Source organism: Pseudomonadota bacterium (genome assembly GCA_022572885.1).
GTDB lineage: Bacteria > Pseudomonadota > Gammaproteobacteria > Steroidobacterales > MnTg04 > MnTg04.
The window spans coordinates 40,988-65,895 of sequence record JACZVC010000017.1 but is presented as its reverse complement, the minus strand read 5'-3'; the positions used below and the strand labels follow the sequence as shown (position 1 = coordinate 65,895).

Genomic DNA, 24,908 nt, shown 5'->3' with positions numbered 1-24,908 from the left:
CCCGCGACGAACAGCGCCGTTGCCGATGCATCGGCGAGTGCGCCGTTGCCGGCGATGACGGTCAGCGACACGGTGCCGATCGCGGGATAGCCTGTCTCCGGGTCAAGAATATGGTGATAGCGAACCCCCTGGTATTCGAAGAAACGTTCGTAATCGCCCGAGGTAAAAACGCTTTCATCGCCGTCGATATCAATGCCGGCGATCACGCCCGGGCGGCGGGGATGGCGAATTCCTATGCGCCAGGCGCGCTCATTGCGTCGACCCATTGCGCGCAGATCGCCGCCCGCATTGACGATGGCGTTTTCGATACCGGCTTCGCGCAGCAGTTTTATCGCGCGGTCGACGGCGAGCCCTTTGGCGAATCCACCCAGATCGATTGCCCAGCCCCCGGTCGGCGACACGAGGCGGCCTGGCAACCAGTCTATATGCTGCTGGCTGGGCATCGCCGCCAGTAATTCCAGCAATTTTGCCGGGTCCGGTGGAGCCGAGATCGGCGCCGCCTGGTTAAACCCCCATTCCCTGACCAGCGCAGCCACGGCCGGGTTGAAGCGGCCGCCGCTGAGCCTTGTATAAGCCATCGCCTGCCGGACCATCTCGAGCAGCTCGGCATCGGCGGTCGCCGACCCGGTGGCCATCAGTTGCGCGTTTAACCTGGCGAGTTCGCCATCGGCCCAGGGATGCCAGCGATGATGCAGCGCCTCGAACAAGATTCTGATCCTATCGCTTGCCTGGCGTGCGCGGGTCTCCGGCACGCCGGCGATGGAAATCTCGATTTGCGTTCCGAAAGCGGGGAATGCGCTGTGCCAGACCGGCGATCCCGGCTCGCAGGAGACCACTAGCAGCGCGGCGCCGATAATCAGCAGGCGTCTAATTTTTGGGCCCCTCTGCCAGCCTTGACTGAATCGCATCCATGATCAGGCCGCCGATATCCAGATCAAACTCTGCGTCGAGTTCTCTGATGCAAGTCGGGCTGGTCACGTTGATTTCGGTCATGTAGTCGCCGATCACATCCAGTCCCACAAACAGCAGTCCCTTTTCTTTCAGGGTCTGGCCCAGTTGGGCGCATATCCAGTAATCGCGTTCGCTCAACGGCACGCCCTGGGAACTGGCGCCGAGCGCAAGATTTCCCCGGGCTTCTCCCTCCGCCGGAATACGGGCCAACGCGTAGGGCACTGGCTCACCATCGATCAGCAAGATCCGCTTATCGCCGGTTTCGTTGATTTCCGGCAAAAACCGCTGTGCCATCGTGAATTGCTGACCGAAATCGGTCAGGGTTTCGGCTATTACGTTGGTATTGGGATCATTACTAGCGACTATAAAAATCGATCGCCCCCCCATGCCATCCAGCGGTTTGACAACGATTTTGTCATGGGTTTTGGCAAATTCCCGGATGCGGGCGATCGACCGGGTAATCAAAGTTTCCGCACAGCACTGCGGAAACCACGACATATAAACCTTTTCGTTGGCATCGCGCAGGCTGGCGGGATCATTGACCACCAGGGCGCCCTGATCCTGCGCCAGTTCGAGTATATAGCTGGTATAGATGTATTCCATGTCGAACGGCGGGTCTTTGCGCATCAGGATGACATCGAGATCGCCCAATTCCATGTCCTTGCTTTCGCCCAGGGTAAACCAGTCGGTTGGCTGGTCGCGCACAGCCAGCAGGCTGGCCGTGGCCATCGCCTTGCCGTTTTCCACCCACAGGTCAGCCTGCTCCATGTAATGCAAGATCCAGCCACGGGCGGCCGCGGCCAGCAACATGGCGAAAGTACTGTCCTTGTAAGGTTTGATATCGGCGATCGGGTCCATGACGACGCCGAGCCTGACTGGATTCTTGTTCATATTCTTTTGCTTCTCCGGCCCGTTTGGACGGGGTATTCTACTGCCACGCCAGTACCCGCATAATAGCAAAGGGCGGCCTCACTGAGCCGCTTGCCGTCTGGATGACGGCAGCGGTCCCAATATGTTAAAACCCCCATCAACACAGTGATTCACTGATCGGATTGGCAAAGATTTTTTCACACCTCCAGAATGGACCGGCAGGTGGCAGCGAACAGGAGTAGCGCTAGTGGCTGAGGAAAATCGACCGAATCTTGTTGGCCTCAAGGTGCTGGTTATCGATGACAGCAAAACCATACGAAAAACAGCCGAGACTTTGCTATCCAGGGAAGGGTGCGAGGTGTTTACCGCGGTGGACGGATTCGACGCCCTTTCCAAAATTGCCGATCACCAACCGGATATCGTTTTCGTGGACATTATGATGCCACGCCTCGACGGCTACCAGACTTGCGCGCTGATCAAACACAATAAGGTTTTCAGGTCGATTCCGGTCATCATGCTTTCCAGCAAGGACGGTCTTTTCGACCGTGCCAGGGGGCGAATTGTCGGCTCACAGCAATACCTGACAAAGCCGTTTACCAAGGACGAGTTGCTAGGCGCGATTGCGAGCCACGTCCGCGCTTGAAGGGGGACTGGACAGGAGAAAGATATGGCGATGGTGCTGATAGTCGATGATTCACCCACCGAAGTGCACGTTATGCGGCAAGCGCTGCGCAAACACGGATTTGATACGGCCGCGGCCGGCGATGGCGCCGAAGGAATTCGCATGGCACAGAAACTCAAGCCGGACCTTATCCTGATGGATGTGGTCATGCCGGGACTCAACGGTTTTCAAGCGACCCGGCAACTCAGCAATGATCCTGAGACCGCCGATATACCGATCATCATGGTGACCACCAAAGGAGAGGAGACGGATCGCATCTGGGGGATGCGCCAGGGAGCCATCGACTACATCGTCAAACCCTTCGCCGATTCCGAGCTTGTTGCGATTGCCCGTTCGGTGCTCGAAAAGTGAGACCATGAAGAATTCATCCGGGTTGAAGAAGCTGACTGACCGGCCATTCGAGTTGTTGCTGGAAATGGAAAGGCGGGCGCGAGCGGCAGCTTCGGGGAGCCAGAAGCAGACCGCTGAGGAAAAGGAATACGTCGGTATTGGTTTTCGGTTGGGAGACGAACAATTTCTGGTGGCCAGGGATGAAATCCGGGAAGTCCTGACGCTGCCGTCCGGCGTTGCCAGGGTCCCGGGGGCGAAGCACTGGCTGCGTGGGCTGGTCAATATACGCGGGCAACTTTTGCCGCTGATTGACATCAACCATTTTTTTGGCGGCGGCATCGCGGCAAACAGCCGTCGCGCCAGGGTCTTGTCGGTCAATCATCGGGATGTGCCGGCCGGCCTGCTGGTTGATGAGGTACTGGGGTTCCGGCGCTTTCCGGAAAGCCAAAGAAACCGTGAGAAGCCAAAAACGGTGATCCGCTGCGATCGGTTTCTCAGGGGCTCCTTTGCACAAGGCGGCGAAATCTGGCCCGTTCTGAGCCTGAAAAGCCTCGTCGAAAGCGATGAATTTCTGAATGCGGCGGATATCGGGCCGGTAACGTCCTGAAACGGAATATATCAATGACAGACAATTTTGATTCGGTTAAATGGCTGCCTGCGCTGATGGGTGCGCTGGGCCTGATGTTGCTGTTGGCGCTGTTGACCGCCTACATGGGCAGTCGCGCAAGCAGCGCCAGCCAGTCCAGGGCCCTCGGCGTAAGCCTTCTGGACCAGCGGCTCGGTGCCGTGGCGGAGGCCGTAAGCAGCGCCGGCAAGGGCGAGAGCGCGGGCTATCGGCAACTCGCTGACCTCAAGGAGGCAGTGGCGTCGGCCCGGGAAAAGCTTGCCGGGGCCGGTATCGAAGCCGGGTTATCCGGGGACTGGCAGGCATTCAGCATTGCCATGAACGGGCTGCTCGCTGCGCAGGATAAGGCGCAAGGATTACCGGCCGCCGTCGATCAGGCGATTATCGATGCCGGCGTATTTATCACTGTACTGAAGCGCATGTCGGCGAGCCTGCTCGGCAGCCGCTGGCAGGATCAGCGGGAGAGCCTGGAACAGGCTGCCGGTCTCACTGGTTCCGCAGTGGTGATCCTGCAGTCGTATAAGGACGGGCAGATTGGAGTCGAAGAATTCAGCACGCAGATTGCTTCCACCGCAGAAAATCTGGCCGCTAAAGTTGAACAATTGCTGGGCGATCAGCAATTTGGCGGCCAAGCTGCGGACGAAGTCGGTCTGGCCTACCAGACAGTAGCGCCGGTGTTGCGGGCCGCGGCAGAGGGCGTTGCCGCCAGCGTCAGTTCACTGGCCGCGGGCGCCGATCTTATCGCGGTGGCCAATAGCCTGCGCGGTAAAATTACAACCGCGGTTGACGAAGCGGGTCCGGCCGGGGGGCTGCTTGCCAGCCCGGCCCTGCATTTCATCATCCTGGTAGCTGCGCTGTTATTTCTGGCGGGCGTGGTCTGGTTCTATTTCTCGAGCGCCAATATACAGCGGGTTGCCGAGGAGCATGCCCGTCAGAATGAGCGCAACCAGCAAGCAATACTCAGGTTGCTGGATGAATTGGGTAATCTTGCAGATGGCGACCTGACCGTGCAGGCAACGGTAACCGAGCATATTACCGGCGCTATCGCCGACTCCATCAATTACGCGATCGAGGCATTGAGGAACCTGGTCACGACGATCAGGGATTCCTCGATCCTGGTGGATGCGGCTGCCAGGCAGTCAGAAGCCACGATCAGCCATCTTGCAGCGGCCAGCGAGACCCAGGCTCAACAGGTTGGTTCCACGACCGAATCGATCGCCCGGATGGCCAACTCCGTCGAGGAAGTGTCGGGTAACGCGGAACGTGCGGCAGATGTTGCGCGCCATTCGGTTGATGTCGCCCACAAAGGCGGCGATGCTGTACGCCGGACGATCGAGGGGATGAACAGGATTCGCGAAACCATTCAGAATACGTCCAAGCGCATCAAAAGGTTGGGAGAAAGCTCGCAGGAAATCGGCAATATTATCGAGCTGATCAATGATATTGCCGAGCAAACGAATATTTTGGCATTGAACGCTTCGATACAGGCGAGCATGGCCGGCGAGGCGGGCAGAGGATTCGCGGTGGTCGCCGATGAGGTTCAGCGTCTGGCCGAACGCTCGACCAATGCGACCAAGCAGATCGAAGTCCTGGTGCGCACGATCCAGTCGGATACCAATGAAGCAGTTGTTTCAATGGAGCGCAGCACGACCGATGTGGTTGGCGGCGCGCTGCTGGCTGAAAACGCCGGTGCGGCGCTGGAGGAAATCGAACAGGTTTCAAACCAGATCGCTTCCCTGGTACAGAATATTTCCGATTCAGCCAGGCAACAGTCGCTGGTTGCTGCCGATATCTCCCGCAATACGGGAGTACTCAGGGAAATCAGCGACCAAACCGCGGAAAGCACGAGCGCGACTTCGGCGTCGATTCGCAAGCTCGCTGAACTGGCGACTCAACTCAAGCGCTCGGTGGCAGGTTTCACCCTGCCGGACGACGAAACCGGAAACGACAGCCCGGCGGTGGGGAAACAAACAGCCGACGCACCGCTGGTCGAACCGAACCTCGTCGATGCATTGAATGCGGGGGACGACCGCGACGAGGCAGTGCAGGTTTGAATCAGGTGTCCGACAACCGGTACGGCGGTGAAATAACCCGGCAAAACCTGGAGTTGGTTAGCCAGGGTCTGTCAGAGACCCTGCAGTGCGCGCGCGTCGCCCTTGAGGAGTATATCGAGGATCACGGGCAACAGCAGATTCTGCGGCAGGCAGCGGAGCATCTGCATGTAGTCCAAGGGGTGCTGCGTCTGGTCGAAATTTATGGCGCGGCGTTGCTGGCCGAGGAGATGGAAAAAGTTATTGCCTATCTCCTCAAGAGCCAGCGTGGAGAGAAAACGCAAACCGATGCGTTGGAGGCGCTGAGTCGCTCGATGATTCAGTTACCGGTTTACCTGGATCGGGTTATCAATGGCGGCCGTGATATCGCGTTGATTCTCTTGCCCCTGCTCAACGATCTCCGCTCGGTTCGTGGACGACCGCTGTGGTCTGAAGGGACATTGCTGCTGCTGAATCTCACCGCTGACAGGCAACCCGCAGCTTCACCGGGCAAAAAAGTTATCGATAAGCAACTCGATATCCGGGAAGTTGCAGCGCGTCAGCGACCGAGATTTCAAAACAGTTTGCTTGGCTGGATACGCGGCAGCGATCCCGGAAAGGAACTCGAAATCCTGTCCGAGATCGCGGAAAGCCTGGAGCTGGCGGCAAGCAACCGCGAGGTAGAGCAGCTTTGGTGGGTTGTAGGCGGCATCATCGAGGCCCTGAGCGACCAGGGGCTGGAGACCAGCGTGTCGTTAAAACGGTTGCTCGGCCAGGCGGATCGACAAATAAAAAGATTGGTCGATATTGGCGAGGAAGGCGACGGCGGGGACAGTTCCGCCGAATTGCGCAACAACCTGCTGTATTACATCGGCCGCGCCACCAGTAACGGCACGCGCGTTGCTGCGATCCAGCGTGCTTTCAAACTGGACGAAATTCTGCCCGGCGATGAGGAAATTGAACGGGCACGCGAGGGTCTGTCTGCGCCAAGCGTGAAGCTGATGAAAACAGTTGCCGCGGCTATCAAGGAAGATCTGGCCAATGTAAAGGATGTACTCGATATTTTCGTTCGCACCGGTATGGAATCCGTGCAGGAGTTGATGCCGCAGGCCGAATTGCTCAAGAAAATAAGCGATACGCTCGGCGTGCTTGGGCTGGGTGATCTGCGCACCCTGGTCATGAATGAGACCAGCCGTCTGCAGGTGCTTTTGAGTGGCGACGATTCACTCGAGGAAGCTGATTTTTTGCAGATGGCCGCCGCCTTGCTCCAGGTCGAGGATAACCTGGATGACGCGTTGCTAAAGCTGATTTTACCGACGCCAGAAAAAAAGCAGGTAGCGGAAGGTGAAGACAGCGATGCGGCACGCGAATTTCGTCCGGTTGCCGATGCGGTGCTGCGAGAATGCCTGGTCAATCTCGCAAGAGTAAAGGACGCGATGAGCCATGCGCTGAATCACGGCGAGTTCCAGCCGATGGACCAGGTTCCCGACTTGATGCGCGGCGTCGTGTCCGGACTGCTGATGCTGGAAAAATCGCGTGCGGTCGAGCAAACGGAGAAAATCAGCGCCCTGATTCGGCAATACGTGCAACCTGGGCTGGAATCGATCAGCGCCAGGGGGCTGGATCTGCTCGCCGATGCACTCGTCAGCGTCGAGTATTACCTGGAAACAATGAGAAATGGCCGTAGCGACCCCTGGTACATGCTGGGCAATATCGATAACTGTCTCGAGGCGCTGGCAGCGCTCGGGGAAATGGATCGAATCCCGGCAGTAGACGAAGCGGACCAGGATGCGACCGTCGTTGTCCGGCAAGCCGGAGAATGGCCACGGGGCGAGGTGAGAGAGCAGGCCAGGCTAACTGTCGAAGAACTGCCGGTGCTGGACCTAAAAACAGGCGATCCGGGCGAAAGGCTGGATCCCGAGTTTCTCGAGTTGTTTATCGAGGAAGCGCGCGACGAAATTCTGGTGATCAGGAAGCAGCAGGCGATCTGGAAAGCGGACACCGGCAACCATGAGGCTTTGCGTCGGATGCGGCGCTCCTACCACACGCTCAAGGGCAGTGGCCGGATGGTTGGCGCCAGACGGATCTCCGAATTTTCCTGGGCGGTTGAGAACCTGATGAACCGGATCATCGACGGTACGCTGGAGCTCGATATTGAGATGATCAGGTTGCTGACCGTCAGTTGCGCGGTGCTGCCGGAATTGGTCGAGGAACTGGAGGTTGGCAGAAAGACCAAGACCAACGTCGCAGGGCTGGTGGCGCTGGCGGTCCGCCTGGCCGAACCTGGTCCCGTTGAGTCGGAAATTGAACAAGCCGCCGCTGTCGATGATATCGGTGATGCCACCATGGTTGCGCCGCACATTGACGGCCTGCTCGAGGCCGCGGGTCAGGAGCCGGCGCAAGACGTGCCTGAGCCGGAAATGGACCCGGTACTCAGGAAAATTTTCGTCAAGGAAACCACCGGCCATCTCAAGATCATTCGCGATTACCTGCAAGCCTGTGTCGCTGGCGCCGCACCCTATCCGATTACTGAGAGGCTGTACCGGGCCTGCCATACCTTACATGGCAGCGCAAAAATGGCGGGGGCCATGCAAGGGGTAAAGGTCGCCGAGCCACTGGACCACCTGGTTCGCAAACTGTACGACATGGGCAAGGGACTCGACATGGCCGGCATCAAGGTCTGCCACGATGTCGTCGCATCGTTTGACCGGATTATCAGTCATCTCGATGAGGATACGGGTTTTTTCCCCAGTCACCACGGGCTGATCGAGCGACTTCACGATCTCGAAGCCAAGCTGGATGCTGAGCAGGAAGACGCTGGCGACGGGGAAGAAATTGAGCCGCGGGCTGAGGAAGCAGAGGTCGAGTTCGACAGCGAAATCGCGTCGATTTTCAGTGAAGAGGCTGCTGAACTGCTGGATACTGCGGAGACAGCGCTGTCCGGCCTGCGCGCCGACGCAGCTGACCAGACCGCGCTTGCAGAACTGAAACGATGCCTGCACACGCTTAAAGGCGGCGCACGCATGGCCGGTATACCGGCAATGGGAAATCTCAGTCACGAGACTGAGTCTTTGCTGGATATGATCGGCCAGGATCAACTGAGCTTTAGCGACTCGTTGGCGGAAGTCCTGCAGGCCTCATTGGATGGTTTGCATGCAATGCGTGAGACGGTGAGCTTTGGGCAGCAGGTGGCAGCCAGAAACGATCTACAGCAAGAGATTGCCAGCTTGATGGATGGTGCCGGCAGTGATGCCAGGAAAGCAGCGGCGCAGCTAACCGCGCCAGGCCAGCAAGGCGAGCAGGCCGAGGACCGGCAAGCACAGGAATTTTCGGACCGGGAACCGGTGCGTGCGGCAAGAGTACAACCAGGCGCAGCGACGCCCCGGGAAAAAGCCAGCGAGGATCAGCCCGTGGCGACCCCGCCAACCGCTGTCGCGGAGCCGCCAGCAACGGAAGATTTGTCGGCGATTCCGGTACCGCAACAGTCGTCCGCGATGCCGATGCGGAAGGAATCGCTGGAACGCCAGGAATACACACGCGTAGAGGCAGATCAGCTCGACGAGATGTTGAATCTTGCTGGCGAAATAAGCATCTATCGGTCACGCCTCGATCAGCAAATGCGGTCGACCGATTTTCACCTCGCGGAATTGTCGCGCACGATTACGCGCCTGCGGGCCCAGGTGCGCAATATGGAACTGGAGACCGAAACCCAGATTTTGCATCGCCATCAGGAGGAGTCGGAAACCAGTGATTTCGACCCTCTGGAGCTTGACCGCTATTCGATGATTCAGCAATTGAGCAGGGCCTTGGCCGAATCGGTCAACGACGTCGCCAGCATCAAGGATTTGCTCGAAAAGTTATTTCAGGAATCGGATTCCCTGTTATCGCAACAGGCAAGGCTAACCGCGGATTTGCAAAGCAGCCTGATGCGGACTCGCATGGTCCCTTTTAATCGTTATGAAAAACGATTGGACAGGATAGTGCGCCAGACAGCCGGTGACGCGAACAAAAAAGCCGAGTTAAGGCTCGAAGGCGCCAGCGGTGAACTTGACCGGCAGGTGCTCGAACGCATGTTGCAGCCGCTTGAACATATTCTTCGCAATGCGGTGGTTCACGGCATCGAGGAGGAGTCAGCGCGCAAGGCGGCCGGTAAACCCGAGACTGGGGATATTTGTATTGCCCTGAAACGGGAAGGCTCGGAAATGATGATCCGGGTCTCCGACGATGGCGGGGGAATCGATGCCGAGGAGATCAGAAAGAAATCGATAGCCAGCGGCTTGCTCGATGTCAACGAATCCATGCCATCCGAGCAGGTTTTGCAGATGATATTCCGCCCCGGGTTTTCAACCGCCAGCAAAGTGACGCAGACAGCCGGCCGCGGCGTTGGGCTCGACGTGGTTTCCACGGAAGTGGAACGTCTGGGCGGGTCTGTACACGTAGAATCTACACTTGGCGTGGGCGCCGGCTTCGTTATCCGGCTGCCGTTCACGCTGGCGATCACGCAGGCCATGGTGGTCAGGGTGGGTGACGAGTTCTATGCCTTGCCTTTGCCGACGGTGGAAGGTATCGCTCGGATGCCGCGTCATCAGGTCAGCGAACTGCTTGGACAGGAAGACCCGGAGTTCGAGTATGGCGGACGACAGTACCGCTTGCGTCACCTCGCTCATTTTACCGGCGGTCATTCGGCCGGGTTTGCCGACGAAGATTTGTCGGTGTCGATTATCCTGGTTCGGGCGGGCTCGCATTCGACGGCGCTGGTTGCCGACGAGCTGCTCGGCAGCCGTGAGATCGTGGTCAAATCGGTCGGACCCCAGGTGGCCGGAATCTCGGGCATATCGGGTGGCACCATACTCGCCGATGGCAGCATCGCATTAATACTCGATCTCGGTGGGCTGGTCCGCTCGGATGCCGCGCGCCGGCGTCCGCAACCGATCGCGCGCAAAAAAGATACGCGGACTTTTGTGCTGGTGGTGGATGATTCGATTACTGTTCGCCGCGTTACCCAGAGACTTCTGGAGCGAAACGGTATGCGGGTTATTACAGCCAAGGATGGTATCGATGCGGAGGCCTTGCTGCAGGAACATATCCCGGACGTTATTTTGCTGGATATCGAAATGCCGCGTATGGACGGCTATGAGCTAGCGTCCAGGATTCGTACTGACGACCGCCTGGTCAATATTCCCATCGTTATGATTACTTCGCGTACCGGCGAAAAACATCGTGCAAGAGCGATCGAACTCGGCGTAAATGATTATCTTGGCAAGCCATACCAGGAAAGCCAGCTGCTGGATGCCATCGAGCCGCTGGTTGCGAAACGGGGCCAATGAGCGAGACCAGCCAGGAGCTATACAGTCTTCTGATTCCGTTGGCGGAAAGGCGCCTGCTGGTCCCACGCGCTTGTGTTGCTGAAGTCGTCGGCTTTTCGATACCGGAAGGCAACGGCTCGGATTACGCTTGGTATCTGGGAGACCTGCGCTGGGATGGCCGATTTGTACCGACTGTTTCTTTCGAAGGATGCTGCGGCGACAAGATTCCCGAAACGGGCCGGCGTAGCAGAGTCGTTATTTTTCACGCGACCGGCAGCGCATTTCCGGGACGCTTCTTTGGCATTGTAAGCCAGGGTTTTCCGCAGCTGGTCAGAGTCAACCCGGGAGTTCTGCGTAAGGAGCCCGATGAGAAAAAAAACGCCAATTTGCCGATCCTATGCCGGCTTCGGATGGTCAATGAATATCCCCTGGTGCCGGATTTGGAAAAGCTGGAAGCAATGATCGTCGATGCAGTGGGATCCTGAGCACAGGATTCACCGCTACCTCAACGCCTCATTGCGCCAAGTCTCCAAACCTGGCTTGCAACAGGCTCAGACCGACCAGGCCAGCGGTCTCGGTGCGCAAGATCCTGGGGCCCATACGCAGACTGCAGAATCCTTTTGCCGCCGCCGCCGCCGTTTCGTTTTTGCCAAAACCGCCTTCCGGTCCGACCCAAAGGAGAATTCGGCGGCCCGGAGTCTGCCGGATGTCATCGATCCGGGTTGCTGAATCGGTTTGCAGCAATAGGCGCAAGGGGTATGCGCTTTGGGTAGCGTTCTCGATCAGCTCCGCGCTGCTTTGCAAAGATTCGATGACCGGCAAGACGGTGCGGCCACACTGCTCGCTGGCGCCGATGACCACGTTCTGCCAATGCTGCATTCTTTTTTCCAGCCTCCGGGGGCTCAGCCTGGTTACGCAACGCTCCATCGCCACCGGGATGACTCGGCTGACGCCAAGCTCGGTTGCTTTTTGCAAGACCAGGTCCATGCGTTCTCCCCTGATCAGCCCCTGGGCCAGCGTGATGTCGACCGGTGACTCGGTCATCGGGTGGTGCGGCTCGGACAGGGCCACTTCGACCTGGCCGTTGGTGATCTTGCTGATCCGGGCAGGGTATTCTCCACCGCCGCCATCAAAAACAATCAATTTTGCCCCGGGCCTGAGCCTGAGGACACGAATCAGATGCCGGCTCGCCGCCTCGCCGAGCATCGCGTGACGCGCGCCCCCCAGTTGCTGATTGTGATATATCCGGCTGAGCCTCACGCGTTCAGTCCACCATTGCTGGCTGTCGTGCCCATGGATGTAGATTGTCGCCGCGCGTCCCAAGCGGTTCAAGCTGTGGCAAAATGCATGCATGTGAAACACTAGGCTGCGCGGATGGAAATCAACTCGAAAACCGGATTGCTGGACGCGGCGAAACAGGTCTCCTCACCCAATTGCGATCGGCGGCCGCCTGACTGCCAGCCTGAACTGATTGTGATTCATTGCATCAGCCTGCCACCCGGGCGGTTTGGCGGACCCTGGATAGAAAAGTTTTTCGCCAACGAATTACCGCCGGATGAGCATCCGTATTTCCGCGAAATCTGCCGGCAAAAAGTTTCCGCACACCTGTTGATAAGGAGAGACGGCGGGCTGGTTCAGTTTGTGCCCTTTGACCGAAGAGCCTGGCATGCTGGCGAGTCGGCGTATTGCGGTCGCGCGGCCTGCAATGATTTTTCCATTGGTATAGAGCTTGAAGGGACGGATGACGGATCTTTTGAAATGGCCCAGTACCAAAGCCTGTGCCAGGTTGTTATGACACTTTGCAAAGCCTATCCTTATCTGACTACGGAAAAGATTACCGGCCACAGCGATATTTCGCCCGGCCGCAAGCTGGATCCAGGCCCTGGTTTCGATTGGAAACTGCTGGGTCGTTTTTTGCAGAATCCGGAGAAAGAGTCGCAGACCCTATGAACCTGATCGCATTAATTATCGGACTATGCCTGGAACGGCTGGTTACCCATTTGTTGCATCTTCGTGAGCCGCGCTGGCTGGATGCCTACTTCGACTGGGGTCTCGCACGGTCGCGCAATATGGGCGCCTGGCTGCAAACCCTCGCGGTTATAGCCATTATCCTGATCCCGGTGTTGCCGATATTGCTGGTCGCCGTTGGCTTTCGCGATGTCTTGAATGAATTGCTCTATTTGTTGTTTGCGATCTTGTTGTTGATTTTTTCCCTGGGGCCGCGCGATCTCCAGGAGGAGGTGCGGGGTTTTTGCGATGCGCGCAGCAAAGGGGATGAAGAAGAAATCGGGCGCAGCGCCAAGGAACTGACGGAAAGCGATTTTCCTCGTGATCCGGGTGAGAGGGAACTTGTGGTCGAAGAGGCCGTTCTTTTTCAGGCAGTCAACCGGATTTTTGCCGTCGTGTTCTGGTTTATGGTTTTCGGGCCGGTCGGCGCCTGGATGTTTCGGGTCACCGACTTGTTTCGCAGGCGGAAGTCCTACGAGGCTGCGCGTCTGCAGGATAAAAACGACGAAGCCGCCGCCGCGGGTGATTCCATATACTGGATACACGGGCTGTTGGTATGGATCCCATCCCGGTTGTTGGCGATAGGCTATGCGATTGCCGGAAGTTTTGATGGCGCATTTTCCGCATGGCGTGCGTACGCGAAAGCCAAGCGGAGCAAATTGCGTAGCTACATCAAGACTAAAGAGTTGCTTGCCGCGGTCGGCCGGGGGGCGCTGGAAGAGATTCGCGGCGACCTCCTGGACGAGGATCCGCAGGCGTGCAGTGCCCGTGCGGCAATCCGGCTGGTGCAAAGAGCGCTGTTTGTCTGGGTTTTCGCGATCGCCGTTTTGACCTTGCTGGGCTGGGCGGTCTGAACCCTGCATGAAGACCCTGCTGTCCGTTCTGGTCGGGACGGCATTTCTGGCGATAACCGCACCGGAAACGAAAGCGCAAGTCCGCCAGCCCGTGGAGTTCGAGAAGCCAGAGCGTATCGTTGCCCTGTCCCCGCATCTTGCTGAACTGGTATTTGCTGTCGGTGCCGGCGATCTGCTGGTCGGGACCGTCGAATACAGCGACTATCCGCCGGAGGCGCTGAGCATCGCAAGAATTGGCGACGCATTCAGGATCGATTCGGAAAAACTGGCAGCGCTGCGACCGGATCTGATATTGGCTTGGCCAGGCGGCAATCCACAGACCCTGATCGATGCACTTCGCGGTGATGGTTACCGGGTGCTCGAACTGGCGGCAACCGGGCTGGGATCGGTTGCTGTCCAGCTTCGCCGTATCGGGGAGCTGACCGGTCACGCAGAGCGGGCCGGGCGCGCGGCGGAGCTATATCTTGCGAAAATCGACCGCCTGCGGGTCGAAAATCTGCGCAAACCGCCGATCCGTGTTTTTTACCAGGTTGCTCAGCGGCCCCTGTTTACAGTCGGCAGCAAACAAGTTATCAGTGAGGTGGTTTCGCTGTGTGGCGGGACAAATATTTTTGCAGATATTGACAGCCTGGCGCCGGTGGTCAGCATGGAGGCGGTATTGCTGCGCAACCCGCAGGTCATCCTGTCTGCTCGGACAGGTAGCGCGAACCCCCTGGATATCTGGCTGGATTTCCCCTCGGTCGCCGCGGTCAGGCTCGAAAATCTGTACCTGGTGGACGCATCGCTGCTGGCTCGGGCCGGTCTGCGCCTGGCGGATGGCGCGGCCCAGGTATGCCGCCTGCTCGATCGGGCGCGCCTGAAAATCACGCAGATTGGCTAAGCTCGATTAAGCCCGGTCGCGGTTCCAGAGTACTTCGCTGCCTTGTTCGTGGCGGGCCAGCACCCGCGCAACCACAAACAGCAGATCGGACAAGCGGTTCAGGTACTGGATCGCTTCTGGCCGGATATTTTTTTCCAGCGCCGACAGGCTGACGACGCGGCGTTCGGCCCGCCGGCAAACGGTGCGCGCGAGGTGGCAGGTCGCCGCCGCGGGCCCGCCGCCCGGCAGGATGAATTCCTTCAGGGCCGGCAGGTTGGCGTTGAACTGATCGAGCTGGGTTTCCAGGCGAGCGACAAACTCGCTCGTTATCGCCGCGTGACCGGGAATACACAGTTCTCCGCCCAGATCGAACAGGTCATGTTGCACTTCGACCAGGCAATCGACGACCGGCTCCGGTAATCCGGCACTCGCAAGCACCATGCCGATGGCGCTGTTGGTCTCGTCGACACAACCGAAGGCCTCAACCCGCAGGTGGTCCTTGCTGACTCGCTTGCCGTCGCCCAGCCCGGTCTCTCCCTTGTCGCCGGTGCGCGTATAGATCTTGCTCAGACGATGTCCCATCGGCTCTGCCTCCGTTTCCGCGGTTTTATTTCGCCGGCAACAGGTAGTTTAGCGCCATAAAGGCAGCCCGTTTGGAGCTGTTAAAACCCGCCGCTGTCTGGTATTCCTTGTCGAGCAGATTCTCCACCTTCAAGCTCAACTGCCAGTGCTTGCCGATCGTAAACCGGCCGTTAAAATTGAGCAGCGTGTAGCCGCCGATATCGACCGGCGCCGGAAAGCCAAAATCTTTTCTCTGGTCCGTGGCCAGCAGGCTGAAGCCGAGGGCCAGCGACTGCAAATGCCTGGTTATTCCCAGGGTCAGGCTGCGTTTCGAGCGGCGCAGCAACTGCTGGTTGTCACTGATGTTTTGCGGGTCCTGGAAAACCAGGCTGCTGCGCAGGTCCCAGCCATCGTTCCGAAAACGCCAGGTCATTTCGAGCCCGGAGATCCTGGCTTTCGCGACATTCCTGTTCTGGCCGGCAAAGGTTGCCGGGTCGATGACCACAAACTGGATCAGGTTGTCTATGTCGTTTTCGAAGGCTTGCACGGAAAGGCTGGTGTAGTCGGTGAATTGCCAGCGCAGGCCCAGTTCGACATTCCTGGATTCCTCGGCCTGCAGATCGGGGTTGCCGCCGAAACCGAACAGGTCGGTGGCATCCGGCGCCCGGAAACCGGTACCCAAAGACGCGGTCAGCATCAGTGAATCCGTGGCCAGGTACCCGTACTCGATATTCCAGGTGCTGATGCCGCCAAAACTCTCAAAATCCCCATAGCGCATGGCCAGCAACAACTGGTGCCGGTCCCAGCCGAACTGATCCTGCAGGTAGAAAGCGTAATCGTCCCGGTCACGATCGAAGCCGGTGCCAAAGGAAAGGCTTTCTGCATGCTCCCTGGACAAATAAATTCCAGCCGACAGAAGCTGGTTGTCACCGATTGCGAAGCTGTTATACCAGTCCAGTGTCGTGCGCTCGGTGCGCACGAAGTCCATGCTGTCATTCTGGTCTATGTCGTCGCTAAGCTGCGCCAAAGTGATGCGGCTGCTCCAGTTTTCATCCGGGGCGAAACCGAGCCCCAACGACAAAGTCTGGTTGCGATAGTCCTGGCTGACCGGCTGCGCGAAAAAATCCAGGTACTCGCTGGTTCCACTGGCCTGCCAGAAGGAAAGTTCCAGATCCAGTTTTCCCAGGCGGGTGTTGCCCTGCAAGCGCGCGCTGTTGTTGTCATAGCCACGATCGACGCTGCTGCCGGTCCGCACCGGGAAGCCATCGGTATCGAAGCGGCTGAACGACGCATACAGGGCATTGCCCTCGTCCTGCCAGCTAACCGCCACGCCGCGGTCGTAGGTCCCATAACGCCCGCCGCCGGCGTTGAATTCCACTTTGCCGTCCGCCTTGCGGGTAATCACGTTGATCACGCCGCCGATCGCATCCGAGCCGTACAGACTGGTGCGTGGCCCTTTGACGATTTCGATGCGTTCAATCATCTGCGGGCGAATGTTCTGGATCGCCGCGCCACCGATAGTGCCCGGGTTGATCTTGATGCCATCGATCATGACCAGCACATGATTGCTGTCGGTGCCGCGCACGAACACGGACGTGGTTTGACCGGTGCCGCCGTTGCGCGAGATTTCCAGCCCGGCATGGAAACGCAACAGGTCGGCGAGGTCCCTGGCCAGGCTGAGTTCTATTTCATCGCGATCGATGACCAGGACCGGCGCCAGCGTGCTTGCCAGGGACTGCTTTTCCCGGGTAGCCGTTACCACGATTTGCTGAAGGCGTGCCTTGTCGTCCTCGCAACAGGCAGCAACGGTCTGGGGGGATATTGCCGCCATCGCGGCTAGAAAAAATACTGCTTTCATTGTTGGCTCCTTACCACGCACCCGTGGGTGATCGAGACCGGAAAAATACCGGTCCGTGGAGGAAGCAGTGGGGGTAACGACCCATTGACGCTGTGCCCTCCGCGGCGTCGGTATGTGGACCATCGGGCCGGTCTCCGGACTGACGAGTGGCTTACGCCGGCTTCATCTCCTTCCCGCGTATTACGCAGTGGACTCACGGACTTACCGTGTTGATGAAGCTTGCCTCGATCACCGTTGCGGGGGCAGTGCCGGAATGACTGGATCTTTAGCCCAGCGCACCGGCTTCCCGGGCAGCCATGCTGCCTGCACCTGATGGAGCACGAACTCTATGTTTGGCCATGGGGGCTGTCAAGTCGGACCCGTTCGTCGTCGGCCAATCAATGGTCAGCCTGAGGTAATATGTATTTTTTGTTGTTGCGGATGCGCTTGATGTTCAGCGAATATCTTGAAACGGCGCGTTTGGCAGCCGATGCCGCCGCGGAAGTGATCAGCCGCTATTACGGCCAAGCACTCGATATAAAGACCAAGCCCGATCAGACGCCGGTGACCGAGGCGGACACCGCTGCGGAGCAGGCGATACACGGCATCATCAGCGAACGCTATCCGGACCACGGATTTTATGGTGAAGAGAAGGGGCGCAGCGGCGGCGGCGATTTCCTGTGGCTGGTGGACCCGCTCGATGGCACCAAGAGTTTTATCCGGCACTACCCGTTTTTTTCTACGCAGATCGCGTTGAGTTTCAAAAACGAACTGGTGGTTGGTGTTTCCAATGCGCCATGGTTTGGCGAGCAGGCTTGGGCGGCCAGGGGCCTGGGTGCGTATCTGAATGGCGAGCGAATCTCGGTCAGCGATTGCGCTGAGCTTGCGCAGGCCACGTTGTCCTCGGGCAACATCGCCAGCCTGGCTGCGGGCGAGCGCTGGCCGGCTTACGGCAAGCTGCTGGGCAAAGTGAATCGCACCCGCGGTTATGGCGATTTTTATCACTATCACTTGCTCGCGTCCGGCCGTATCGATGTGGTCGTCGAGTCAGATGTCAATATCCTCGACATTGCCGCGCTTTGCGTGATTGTCGAGGAAGCCGGCGGTCGCTTCACTGACCTTGATCTTGAAGCCATAGGATTGGCAACCACGACCGTGCTGGCAAGCAACGGCTCGCTGCATGACCGGGTAAAGGAGTATCTGTGAAATTGCCGATTTACCAGGTCGACGCTTTTACCGACCAGGTGCTCAGGGGCAACCCGGCAGCCGTATGCCCGTTGCAGGAGTGGCTGCCGGATGCGCTGATGCTGAGTATCGCGAGGGAAAACAATTTGTCGGAGACCGCTTTCCTGGTCGGCGGAGACGGCGAATACGAGATACGCTGGTTCACTCCCGCCTACGAGGTGCCGTTGTGCGGTCATGCAACGCTGGCATCGGCGATGGTGATCCGGGAGTTTCTTGAACCAGGCTGTGACCGGGTCAGTTTTGAATCGGCCAGCGGACCGCTCGGCGTTACCCATGAAAGCGGTTGGTATGAGCTGGATTTTCCATCCGACCCGGGTGTTGAAATTGCCGCGACGCCGGAACTGGTCAAGAGCCTCGGATGCGAGCCCATGGAAGCGAGGCTGGCCAGTTATTACTTCGCGGTTTTCGAGTCGGCACAGCAGTTGCTGGATTTGCAGCCCGATTTTGCCTGCATGGCCGAACTCGACAGGATCGGCGTCATCGTGACCGCTCCGGGTAGCGATGTCGATTTTGTCTCGCGGTTTTTTGCACCCCAGGCGGGGATCAACGAGGACCCGGTCACCGGGTCTGCGCATTGCACCTTGACCCCTTACTGGTCAGCCCGGCTTGGCAAGGACCGCCTCGAGGCCAGGCAGATTTCCGAGCAGGGAGGCTATTTGAGATGCACGATGCGAGGCGACCGGGTGGGTATCGCCGGGCAGGCGGTTTTATACATGCAGGGCGAAATCCGCATCCCGGATAGTCAGTTTGCGACCAGGTAGTCACTTCCAGCGTGTGATATTGCAGTGAATCGAGTGTGGAAAATCCGCTGCAGATTGTCGACATTCAATACTTCACGGGTCGGCCCGGATTGCCAGTTGCCGTCTCCACTTAGCAGCAGCGCGTGATCGAAAAATCGCTTGGCCAGGTTGACGTCGTGCAGGCTGGCCAGCACAGTTTTCCCCTGATCCGCCAGTTGCCGGAGCTGGCGCAAGATCTGTAACTGGTGGCGGGGGTCGAGATGGGTAATCGGCTCGTCCAGCAACAGGATATCGGTATCCTGGATCCACAAGGTGGCTATCGCCAGGCGCCTTCTTTCACCGCCGGACAGTGTTTCGACCGATCTTTTTTCCAGCCCGCCCAGGCCCAGTTCGCTCAGCGCGCTCTCGGCCAGCAATACATCCTGCCGGGATTCCCATGCGAACAGGCCCAGATGCGGGTGCCGCCCGATCAGCGCCGTTTCCATGACGCTGGCCGGGAAAGCGTCTTCGTTGTCCTGCATCAGCAAACCAAGTTTCCGGGCCAGCTCTCGGCGCTGCCATTGATCCAGCGGCTTGCCGACCACCAGGACCTGTCCTGACGGGATTGGCAGCAGTCCCGCCAGGGTGTGCAGCGTCGATGTCTTTCCGGTTCCGTTCTCGCCGAGCAGGCAAGTCATTTGCCCCGCACACAACGCGAGGTCCAGCCGCTGTACCAGGCAGCGATCGGCCACAACGATATCCAGTTTTTCGCATTCCAGTAATTTGTTCATGCTTGCTGCGGGCTCCACTGTCTTGTCATTATTGACGATTATTCGATTCTGGTCACACGGGAGTGGTTAATGCCGGTAGTCAGAATAAGCAGTTTTTCGCTTTACTATGATAAGAGCGGGGCCGGCGAGCCGCTGCTGTTGTTACATGGGCTGGGATCCAGCGCTCTGGACTGGGGGGAGCAAGTGCCCGCCTTTGCATCTCATTACCAAGTCATTACGCCGGACCTGGTGGGTTTTGGGCGCAGCGACAAACTGACCCGGCCGCACAGCATCGCCGAATATGCCAACGATATGTTCAAGCTGCTTGATCACCTCGGCATCGATCGCTGCCATGTGTTTGGCCATTCGATGGGCGGGGCCGTCGCCTTCCAGATGGGCGTGGACAAGCCGCAGCGGGTCAGGAGTCTGATCATTCTCAACAGCCTGCCCAGTTTTGTCCTGGATACGGCGGCCAAGCGCCTTGAATACTATCTGCGCATTTTTATCGTCCGCGTGTTCGGCATGAAACTGCTGGCCCGCCTGGTGACCCGACGCCTGCTGCCACAAGAAAAGCACCGCGTGGTCGCCGGGAAAATGGCCGGACGCTATGCGCGCAATGACCGGAAGTCATACGTGGAAGCGCTCAAGGCGTTGGTGGGCTGGTCGATCGTGGACCGGCTCGGCGTGCTGGTCATGCCGGTGCTGATGATCAGTGCGGATCAGGACTACACGCCGGTCGAGGAAAAACGCAAGTATCTTGAGCACATGCCTAACGCACGCCTGGAGGTGATCGGCGATAGCCGCCATGCGACCCCGGTGGATCAGGCCGCAGCGCTGAATAAAATCGTGCTGGATTTTCTGGACGAGGTATCGACTGAGCGGTCTCGGTGACAGGCAGGCCAAGAAAAATTCAGGGTTGCAATCGGGTCGATTGCCACTGCCCGGCCTGGATAGCGTGGTCGCCAACCACGGTCAGATCACGGGTCCACAAACCACGGTCATGGATTCGGCCGGCGCCTTCGGCCCATAATTCCACGCTGGAAATCCACAGACGGTAACCGCCCCAATGCTCCGGCCTGGGGATATCCGCGGGCGCCAGCCCACTCGATTCCAGCGCGGCAAGTTCCAGCCCCAATTTTTTTGCCGCCTGCTCAACCTGCTTTTGCATGTGGCCCAGCGATGCTATCGGCTCGCTCTGGTGGCTCGCCCAGGCGCTCAGTTGGCGCGGCCATGGCCGCGCGGCAAAATATTCATCGCATTCCGCTGCCGGAGATTTCGTTACTTGTCCCTCAATGCGTATTTGCCGGCGCAGCTGGTCCCAGTGGAAAACGGCAGATGCCTGGGGGTTGCAGGCAAGGTCGCGGCCTTTCTTCGAAAGGTAATTGGTGAAAAAAACCAGGTAACCCGGATCTCTCACCAGCTCCTTGCACAGGACCACCCGGGAGGTAGGCATTCCGGATGGTCCGCTGGTCGCCAGGATCATCGCGTCCGGATTGGGCCGGTCCGCATTTTCTTTCGCAAAAGTCAGCCACTCATCCACGGTTTGCAGTGGGTCCTCCGGCAAACTTTCGGGAAGAAAATGTTCGTGATCATGGTGCATGGTCGGGACCTGATGATTTTTGGGGATAGACGGGATGTTCTCAGATGGGATGCTAATCGGCCAGCATGATTCGTTCATTGACCCATATCATGTACTTAACAGACCAGCGTCGCACCTGTACGCCGAGGGTCGGCTGCCGCGATCAGGCTGCCATCCGCCAGCCGGGCTGCCGCGGTCACACCGCCAAAAAACATGTCGAGCCCATCGAAGCGTCGCAGGGGCAGATTTGTGTCATCTTGCGTGGCGCCAGGTTCGCAGGCTATAGCCAGGCCCGCAGCCGATTTCTCGACGTGCGCCCTCGGTTTTTCTATGGCTTCCGCAAGTGGCAGTGACTCAAAAATTACGTAGTAAAGGGTATACAGCAATGCCGTGGTAATTCTTTCCGCGCCCGGCGATCCGATCGTGAGTACGCTGCCATTTTCGTTCCTGGCAATGGTCGGCGCCATATTCGAAGGGACCCGGGTACCGGGCGGATCGGTCAGGATACCGCGACGGTTGAGCTCGGTTTCGCCCAGGCAATTGTTCATCCAGATTCCCGCGCCACCCGGCATCAGGCCGCTACCGTATCCCGCCGACCAGGTAACCGCGCATGCCAGCCCGCTTTTGTCGACAGCGGATACATGCACCGTGTTGGGCGCCGATATTCCCCGCGCGGTTTTTTCGAGATACGCAAATGCTGCAGGCGCCGGATCGACGAGGCCGGCCATCTCCTTTCTGAGCCGCATGATTTTCCGCTGAACATCCACCAGTATCGACTGGCAATCAGTGCCGGCCTCAACATTTTTCTCCAGCAACAGGAGCATTGCCGCCAGGCTGGTTCCGCCGGCGGCCGGCGGCGGGTTGCCGGCGATTTTCCAGCCATTGAGTTCCACCATGACTGGTTTACGGGCTATAACCTGGTAGCAAGCCAGGTCGGTTGCGCTCAGGACTCCGCCGGACTTGATGATATCCCCGGCGATCCGGCGGCCCAGGCTGCCGGTATAGAGGCTGTCAGGTCCCTCGCGTGCGATGATCTCCAGGCTGTCGGCGAGCTTCGGAAGACAGATCCTGGCGCCGGCTGCCTTGATTCCGCCAGCGGGGGTCAGTAATGCCCGCCGGCCTTCCTCGCTGCGGGAAAAAATGGGTTTTGCCGAATATTGCAGATATGACCAGCAGGCCATGCTCAGCGGAAAGCCATTTCTTGCGGTGTCGATCGCCGGTTGCAGCAGCGTTTGCCAGGGCAGCTTGCCAAATTGTTCTCCGGCGCGGCCGCAGGCGGCGATTGCGCCTGGCGTGCCGATCGATGCGTTGCCAACCAGCGTGGTTATGCCACCGCCATACTCCATGTGCACCGCATCCAGATCGGGTGCGGCGGGGATACCGTCTCGGCCCGGCATTTCCACGTTGCCGTCTATGGTGACCGGGAGGCCGTCCTGCGGCCAGATTGTCAGGTAGGCGCCGCCGCCCAGCGCGGTGACGCCAGGCTCGGTTGTCGCGGCGACCAGGACAGCGGCGATGGCTGCGTCGACGGCGTTGCCGCCTAAGTCTGCAATCTGGCGGGCAGCCGCAACGGCGCAGTCCGAGCCGGCGGCCAAGGCAAGGCCCGGGCTGCGGTTGTCTGCCCCGGCTCCTCGAGTTGTTTCATAGCCCGGGCGCATTCGTCCGTCTTTCGATCAGCCCTGGTTTTCAGGTCGCCAGCGCGCTGGCATGATACTTGAGATGGTCGCCGATAAAACTGGCAACAAAGTAATAGCCGTGGTCGTAACCTGGATGCATACGCAGTTTCAGCGGATGGTCATGCTTGACGCAGGCATCCTCCAGGAGGCCTGGCAATAACTGTTCCTCGAGATATTCGTCCGCCGCTCCAAAGTCGATCAATAAAGGCAGTTTTTCCTTGGTCTGGCCGATCAGTTCGCTGGCGTCATATTGCCGCCAGCGCTCCCGGTCCTCGCCAAAATAACCGGTGAATGCCTTGACCCCCCAGGGACACTTCGCCGGGGCGCAAATCGGCGAGAGAGCCGAAACCGACTTGAACATGCCCGGGTTTTTCAACGCCACGATCAGCGCGCCGTGTCCACCCATCGAGTGACCGCTGACCGACACGCGCCCGATGTCCAGCGGAAGATTCGCGGCGACAACCTCCAGCAGGTCTTTGCTGACATAGTCAAACATTTGAAAATGCCGCGACCAGGGAAGGCGGGTGGCATTGACGTAAAAACCCGCTCCGCTGCCGAAGGCCCAGTCCTCGTCCTCGCCCGCCGTTCCCGTGTCCCGTGGGCTGGTATCCGGTGCGATCAGCGCAATCCCCAGTTCAGCGGCATATCTTTGTGCGCCGGATTTCAACATGAAATTTTCTTCGTTGCAGGTTAGTCCGGAAAGCCACAACAATGCCGGCACCTTGGTTTTTTTTGCCTGGGGTGGCAGGTAAACCGAGAACCGCATACTGGAGTCGCAACTTTTCGAATAATGCTCGAAGCTTTGCAGGTCGCCGTCGAACAGTCGGCTTGACGAGCTCAGGTTGAGAGTGGGTATTGCGCTGTCGGACATGGCTGCCCCTAAAAGTGAATGACGGAGCGGATTGATTTGCCTTCGTGCATGAGATCGAAAGCCTGGTTGATGTCTTCCAGCGGCATGGTGTGGGTAATCATCTCGTCTATCTTGACTTCACCGGCAAGATACTGCTCGACATAGCCTGGCAGTTGAGAGCGGCCCTTTACGCCACCGAATGCGGTGCCTCGCCATACTCGCCCGGTCACCAGTTGAAACGGTCGCGTACTGATTTCCTTGCCTGCGCCGGCAACGCCGATGATTGTCGATTCACCCCATCCCTTGTGACAGCATTCCAGCGCCGCGCGCATGGTATCGGTATTGCCAATGCATTCGAAGGAGTAATCCACGCCGCCGTCGGTCAACTCGATGATTATCTCCTGGATCGGGGAAGAATGGTCCTGTGGGTTGACGCAGTCGGTCGCGCCGAGTTGCATCGCCAGCTCAAATTTCGACGGGTTGATGTCGATGGCGACGATGCGTTCCGCGCGCGCCATGACCGCGCCCTGGATCACCGCCAGCCCGATTCCGCCCAGGCCGAATACAGCGACCGACGAACCGGGCTCGACTTTGGCCGTGTTCAAGACGGCGCCTATGCCGGTGGTGATGCCGCAACCGAGCAGACAGACTTTCTCCAGTGGAGCCTCCGGGTTTATTTTCGCCACGGCAATTTCAGGCAGCACCGTGTATTCAGAAAAAGTGGAGGTACCCATGTAATGGAAAAGAGTTTTGCCGCCTATGCTGAGACGACTGGTCCCATCGGGCATCAACCCCTTGCCCTGCGTCTCGCGTATTTTCTGGCACAAATTGGTCTTGCCGGAAGTGCAGAAACTACAGCTACCGCACTCGGGAGTGTACAGCGGAATGACATGATCTCCGGGCTTGAGGCTGCTGACGCCGTCGCCGGTTTCCACAACCACCGCGCCGCCTTCATGACCCAGTATTGCCGGGAAAAGACCCTCCGGGTCATCGCCTGACAATGTGAAGGCGTCGGTATGGCAAACGCCGGTTGCGACGACGCGCAACAGGACTTCACCTCGCAACGGGCCGGCGACCTCGATCTCCTCGATTTCCAGTGGCTTTCCCGCCTCCCAGGCGACAGCAGCTTTCGCTTTCATGAATTCCTCCTGCGCTTC

At 58.6% G+C, this 24,908-nt stretch carries 22 protein-coding genes and 1 riboswitch; of the genes, 12 read left to right on the top strand and 10 right to left on the bottom strand.

Features of this window, described 5'->3' with window-relative positions:
* Together IIA05_07995 and gshB are read right to left on the bottom strand one after the other, a co-directional pair.
* On the bottom strand, window positions 1–908 hold a 908-nt coding region (locus IIA05_07995; GenBank protein ID MCH9027039.1), incomplete at its 3' end, for an FAD:protein FMN transferase.
* The gene (gene gshB, locus IIA05_07990; GenBank protein MCH9027038.1) at window positions 868–1,842 is read right to left on the bottom strand and encodes a glutathione synthase; all 975 of its coding nucleotides are present in this window, start codon (window positions 1,840–1,842) and stop codon (window positions 868–870) included. The genes gshB and IIA05_07995, both read right to left, overlap by 41 nt.
* Before the next feature lie 226 nt (window positions 1,843–2,068).
* Here gshB and pilG point away from each other — a divergent pair, with 226 nt between their 5' ends.
* Genes pilG through IIA05_07960 form a run of 6 tightly spaced genes read left to right on the top strand, consistent with a single transcriptional unit; the run spans window position 2,069 to window position 11,279 of the window.
* Window positions 2,069–2,464 carry a twitching motility response regulator PilG gene (gene pilG, locus IIA05_07985; protein MCH9027037.1) on the top strand — a complete coding sequence of 132 codons (396 nt, stop codon included), beginning with the start codon at window positions 2,069–2,071 and terminating at the stop codon, window positions 2,462–2,464.
* 24 nt (window positions 2,465–2,488) lie between these two features.
* Window positions 2,489–2,854, top strand: a complete 366-nt coding sequence (locus IIA05_07980) for a response regulator (protein MCH9027036.1) — start codon at window positions 2,489–2,491, stop codon at window positions 2,852–2,854.
* Between the two features lie 4 nt (window positions 2,855–2,858).
* Window positions 2,859–3,440 carry a purine-binding chemotaxis protein CheW gene (locus IIA05_07975; GenBank protein ID MCH9027035.1) on the top strand — a complete coding sequence of 194 codons (582 nt, stop codon included), beginning with the start codon at window positions 2,859–2,861 and terminating at the stop codon, window positions 3,438–3,440.
* 14 nt (window positions 3,441–3,454) lie between these two features.
* Window positions 3,455–5,512, top strand: a complete 2,058-nt coding sequence (locus IIA05_07970; GenBank protein MCH9027034.1) for a methyl-accepting chemotaxis protein — start codon at window positions 3,455–3,457, stop codon at window positions 5,510–5,512.
* 5 nt (window positions 5,513–5,517) lie between these two features.
* Entirely contained in the window at window positions 5,518–10,815 is a 5,298-nt protein-coding gene (locus IIA05_07965; GenBank protein MCH9027033.1) for an Hpt domain-containing protein, read from the top strand.
* Window positions 10,812–11,279, top strand: a complete 468-nt coding sequence (locus tag IIA05_07960) for a hypothetical protein (protein ID MCH9027032.1) — start codon at window positions 10,812–10,814, stop codon at window positions 11,277–11,279. The genes IIA05_07965 and IIA05_07960 overlap by 4 nt, the downstream gene beginning before the upstream one ends.
* Window positions 11,280–11,307: 28 nt before the next feature.
* Here IIA05_07960 and IIA05_07955 read toward each other — a convergent pair whose 3' ends face one another.
* On the bottom strand, window positions 11,308–12,126 hold the full coding sequence (locus IIA05_07955) for a 16S rRNA (uracil(1498)-N(3))-methyltransferase (GenBank protein ID MCH9027031.1): 819 nt from the start codon (window positions 12,124–12,126) through the stop codon (window positions 11,308–11,310).
* A gap of 42 nt (window positions 12,127–12,168) precedes the next feature.
* On the opposite strand from IIA05_07955, the gene ampD reads away from it, so the two are divergent.
* Genes ampD through IIA05_07940 form a run of 3 tightly spaced genes read left to right on the top strand, consistent with a single transcriptional unit; the run spans window position 12,169 to window position 14,535 of the window.
* Window positions 12,169–12,744 carry a 1,6-anhydro-N-acetylmuramyl-L-alanine amidase AmpD gene (gene ampD / locus IIA05_07950; GenBank protein MCH9027030.1) on the top strand — a complete coding sequence of 192 codons (576 nt, stop codon included), beginning with the start codon at window positions 12,169–12,171 and terminating at the stop codon, window positions 12,742–12,744.
* Window positions 12,741–13,655: a regulatory signaling modulator protein AmpE gene (ampE, locus tag IIA05_07945; protein MCH9027029.1), complete on the top strand. Its 915-nt coding sequence runs from the start codon at window positions 12,741–12,743 to the stop codon at window positions 13,653–13,655. Before ampD ends, ampE begins: the two co-directional genes overlap by 4 nt.
* 7 nt (window positions 13,656–13,662) lie before the next feature.
* Window positions 13,663–14,535, top strand: coding sequence for a cobalamin-binding protein (locus tag IIA05_07940; protein ID MCH9027028.1), 873 nt, complete (start codon window positions 13,663–13,665; stop codon window positions 14,533–14,535).
* Between the two features lie 6 nt (window positions 14,536–14,541).
* Here IIA05_07940 and IIA05_07935 read toward each other — a convergent pair whose 3' ends face one another.
* The gene (locus tag IIA05_07935; protein MCH9027027.1) at window positions 14,542–15,096 is read right to left on the bottom strand and encodes a cob(I)yrinic acid a,c-diamide adenosyltransferase; all 555 of its coding nucleotides are present in this window, start codon (window positions 15,094–15,096) and stop codon (window positions 14,542–14,544) included.
* A gap of 25 nt (window positions 15,097–15,121) precedes the next feature.
* Entirely contained in the window at window positions 15,122–16,933 is a 1,812-nt protein-coding gene (locus tag IIA05_07930) for a TonB-dependent receptor (protein MCH9027026.1), read from the bottom strand.
* A gap of 107 nt (window positions 16,934–17,040) precedes the next feature.
* Window positions 17,041–17,261, bottom strand: a riboswitch (cobalamin riboswitch).
* 98 nt (window positions 17,262–17,359) lie between these two features.
* Here IIA05_07930 and IIA05_07925 point away from each other — a divergent pair.
* Complete coding sequence (locus tag IIA05_07925; GenBank protein MCH9027025.1) at window positions 17,360–18,118, top strand: inositol-phosphate phosphatase; 759 nt, start codon at window positions 17,360–17,362, stop codon at window positions 18,116–18,118.
* A complete protein-coding gene (locus IIA05_07920) occupies window positions 18,115–18,918 on the top strand; it encodes a PhzF family phenazine biosynthesis protein (GenBank protein MCH9027024.1) in 804 nt (267 codons plus the stop codon). The genes IIA05_07925 and IIA05_07920 overlap by 4 nt, the downstream gene beginning before the upstream one ends.
* Here the strand turns inward: IIA05_07920 and IIA05_07915 are convergent.
* Window positions 18,900–19,667 (bottom strand): ABC transporter ATP-binding protein, encoded by a 768-nt coding sequence (locus IIA05_07915; GenBank protein MCH9027023.1) that lies wholly within the window; start codon window positions 19,665–19,667, stop codon window positions 18,900–18,902. The two genes, IIA05_07920 and IIA05_07915, sit on opposite strands and share 19 nt — an antisense overlap.
* Before the next feature lie 69 nt (window positions 19,668–19,736).
* Between IIA05_07915 and IIA05_07910 the strand changes: the two genes are divergently transcribed.
* Window positions 19,737–20,537, top strand: a complete 801-nt coding sequence (locus IIA05_07910; protein MCH9027022.1) for an alpha/beta fold hydrolase — start codon at window positions 19,737–19,739, stop codon at window positions 20,535–20,537.
* A 19-nt stretch (window positions 20,538–20,556) separates the two neighbouring features.
* On the opposite strand, the gene pdxH is transcribed toward IIA05_07910, so the two are convergent.
* The 4 genes from pdxH to IIA05_07890 all read right to left on the bottom strand — a co-directional run bounded on the left by pdxH (window position 20,557) and on the right by IIA05_07890 (window position 24,890).
* Window positions 20,557–21,246: a pyridoxamine 5'-phosphate oxidase gene (gene pdxH / locus IIA05_07905; GenBank protein ID MCH9027021.1), complete on the bottom strand. Its 690-nt coding sequence runs from the start codon at window positions 21,244–21,246 to the stop codon at window positions 20,557–20,559.
* A gap of 95 nt (window positions 21,247–21,341) precedes the next feature.
* On the bottom strand, window positions 21,342–22,820 hold the full coding sequence (locus IIA05_07900; protein ID MCH9027020.1) for a gamma-glutamyltransferase: 1,479 nt from the start codon (window positions 22,818–22,820) through the stop codon (window positions 21,342–21,344).
* Between the two features lie 91 nt (window positions 22,821–22,911).
* Window positions 22,912–23,772, bottom strand: a complete 861-nt coding sequence (gene fghA / locus IIA05_07895) for an S-formylglutathione hydrolase (GenBank protein ID MCH9027019.1) — start codon at window positions 23,770–23,772, stop codon at window positions 22,912–22,914.
* A gap of 8 nt (window positions 23,773–23,780) precedes the next feature.
* Complete coding sequence (locus tag IIA05_07890; protein MCH9027018.1) at window positions 23,781–24,890, bottom strand: S-(hydroxymethyl)glutathione dehydrogenase/class III alcohol dehydrogenase; 1,110 nt, start codon at window positions 24,888–24,890, stop codon at window positions 23,781–23,783.
* Window positions 24,891–24,908: the final 18 nt, after the last annotated feature.

What these genes read in the sequence shown, in the direction of transcription:
- gshB (MCH9027038.1), bottom strand. Translation starts at nt 1,842, where the DNA reads ATGAACAAGAATCCAGTCAGGCTCGGCGTCGTCATGGACCCGATCGCC.
- IIA05_07980 (MCH9027036.1), top strand. Translation starts at nt 2,489, where the DNA reads ATGGCGATGGTGCTGATAGTCGATGATTCACCCACCGAAGTGCACGTT.
- IIA05_07975 (MCH9027035.1), top strand. Translation starts at nt 2,859, where the DNA reads ATGAAGAATTCATCCGGGTTGAAGAAGCTGACTGACCGGCCATTCGAG.
- IIA05_07970 (MCH9027034.1), top strand. Translation starts at nt 3,455, where the DNA reads ATGACAGACAATTTTGATTCGGTTAAATGGCTGCCTGCGCTGATGGGT.
- IIA05_07960 (MCH9027032.1), top strand. Translation starts at nt 10,812, where the DNA reads ATGAGCGAGACCAGCCAGGAGCTATACAGTCTTCTGATTCCGTTGGCG.
- ampD (MCH9027030.1), top strand. Translation starts at nt 12,169, where the DNA reads ATGGAAATCAACTCGAAAACCGGATTGCTGGACGCGGCGAAACAGGTC.
- ampE (MCH9027029.1), top strand. Translation starts at nt 12,741, where the DNA reads ATGAACCTGATCGCATTAATTATCGGACTATGCCTGGAACGGCTGGTT.
- IIA05_07940 (MCH9027028.1), top strand. Translation starts at nt 13,663, where the DNA reads ATGAAGACCCTGCTGTCCGTTCTGGTCGGGACGGCATTTCTGGCGATA.
- IIA05_07935 (MCH9027027.1), bottom strand. Translation starts at nt 15,096, where the DNA reads ATGGGACATCGTCTGAGCAAGATCTATACGCGCACCGGCGACAAGGGA.
- IIA05_07930 (MCH9027026.1), bottom strand. Translation starts at nt 16,933, where the DNA reads ATGAAAGCAGTATTTTTTCTAGCCGCGATGGCGGCAATATCCCCCCAG.
- IIA05_07915 (MCH9027023.1), bottom strand. Translation starts at nt 19,667, where the DNA reads ATGAACAAATTACTGGAATGCGAAAAACTGGATATCGTTGTGGCCGAT.
- IIA05_07910 (MCH9027022.1), top strand. Translation starts at nt 19,737, where the DNA reads ATGCCGGTAGTCAGAATAAGCAGTTTTTCGCTTTACTATGATAAGAGC.
- pdxH (MCH9027021.1), bottom strand. Translation starts at nt 21,246, where the DNA reads ATGCACCATGATCACGAACATTTTCTTCCCGAAAGTTTGCCGGAGGAC.
- fghA (MCH9027019.1), bottom strand. Translation starts at nt 23,772, where the DNA reads ATGTCCGACAGCGCAATACCCACTCTCAACCTGAGCTCGTCAAGCCGA.
- IIA05_07890 (MCH9027018.1), bottom strand. Translation starts at nt 24,890, where the DNA reads ATGAAAGCGAAAGCTGCTGTCGCCTGGGAGGCGGGAAAGCCACTGGAA.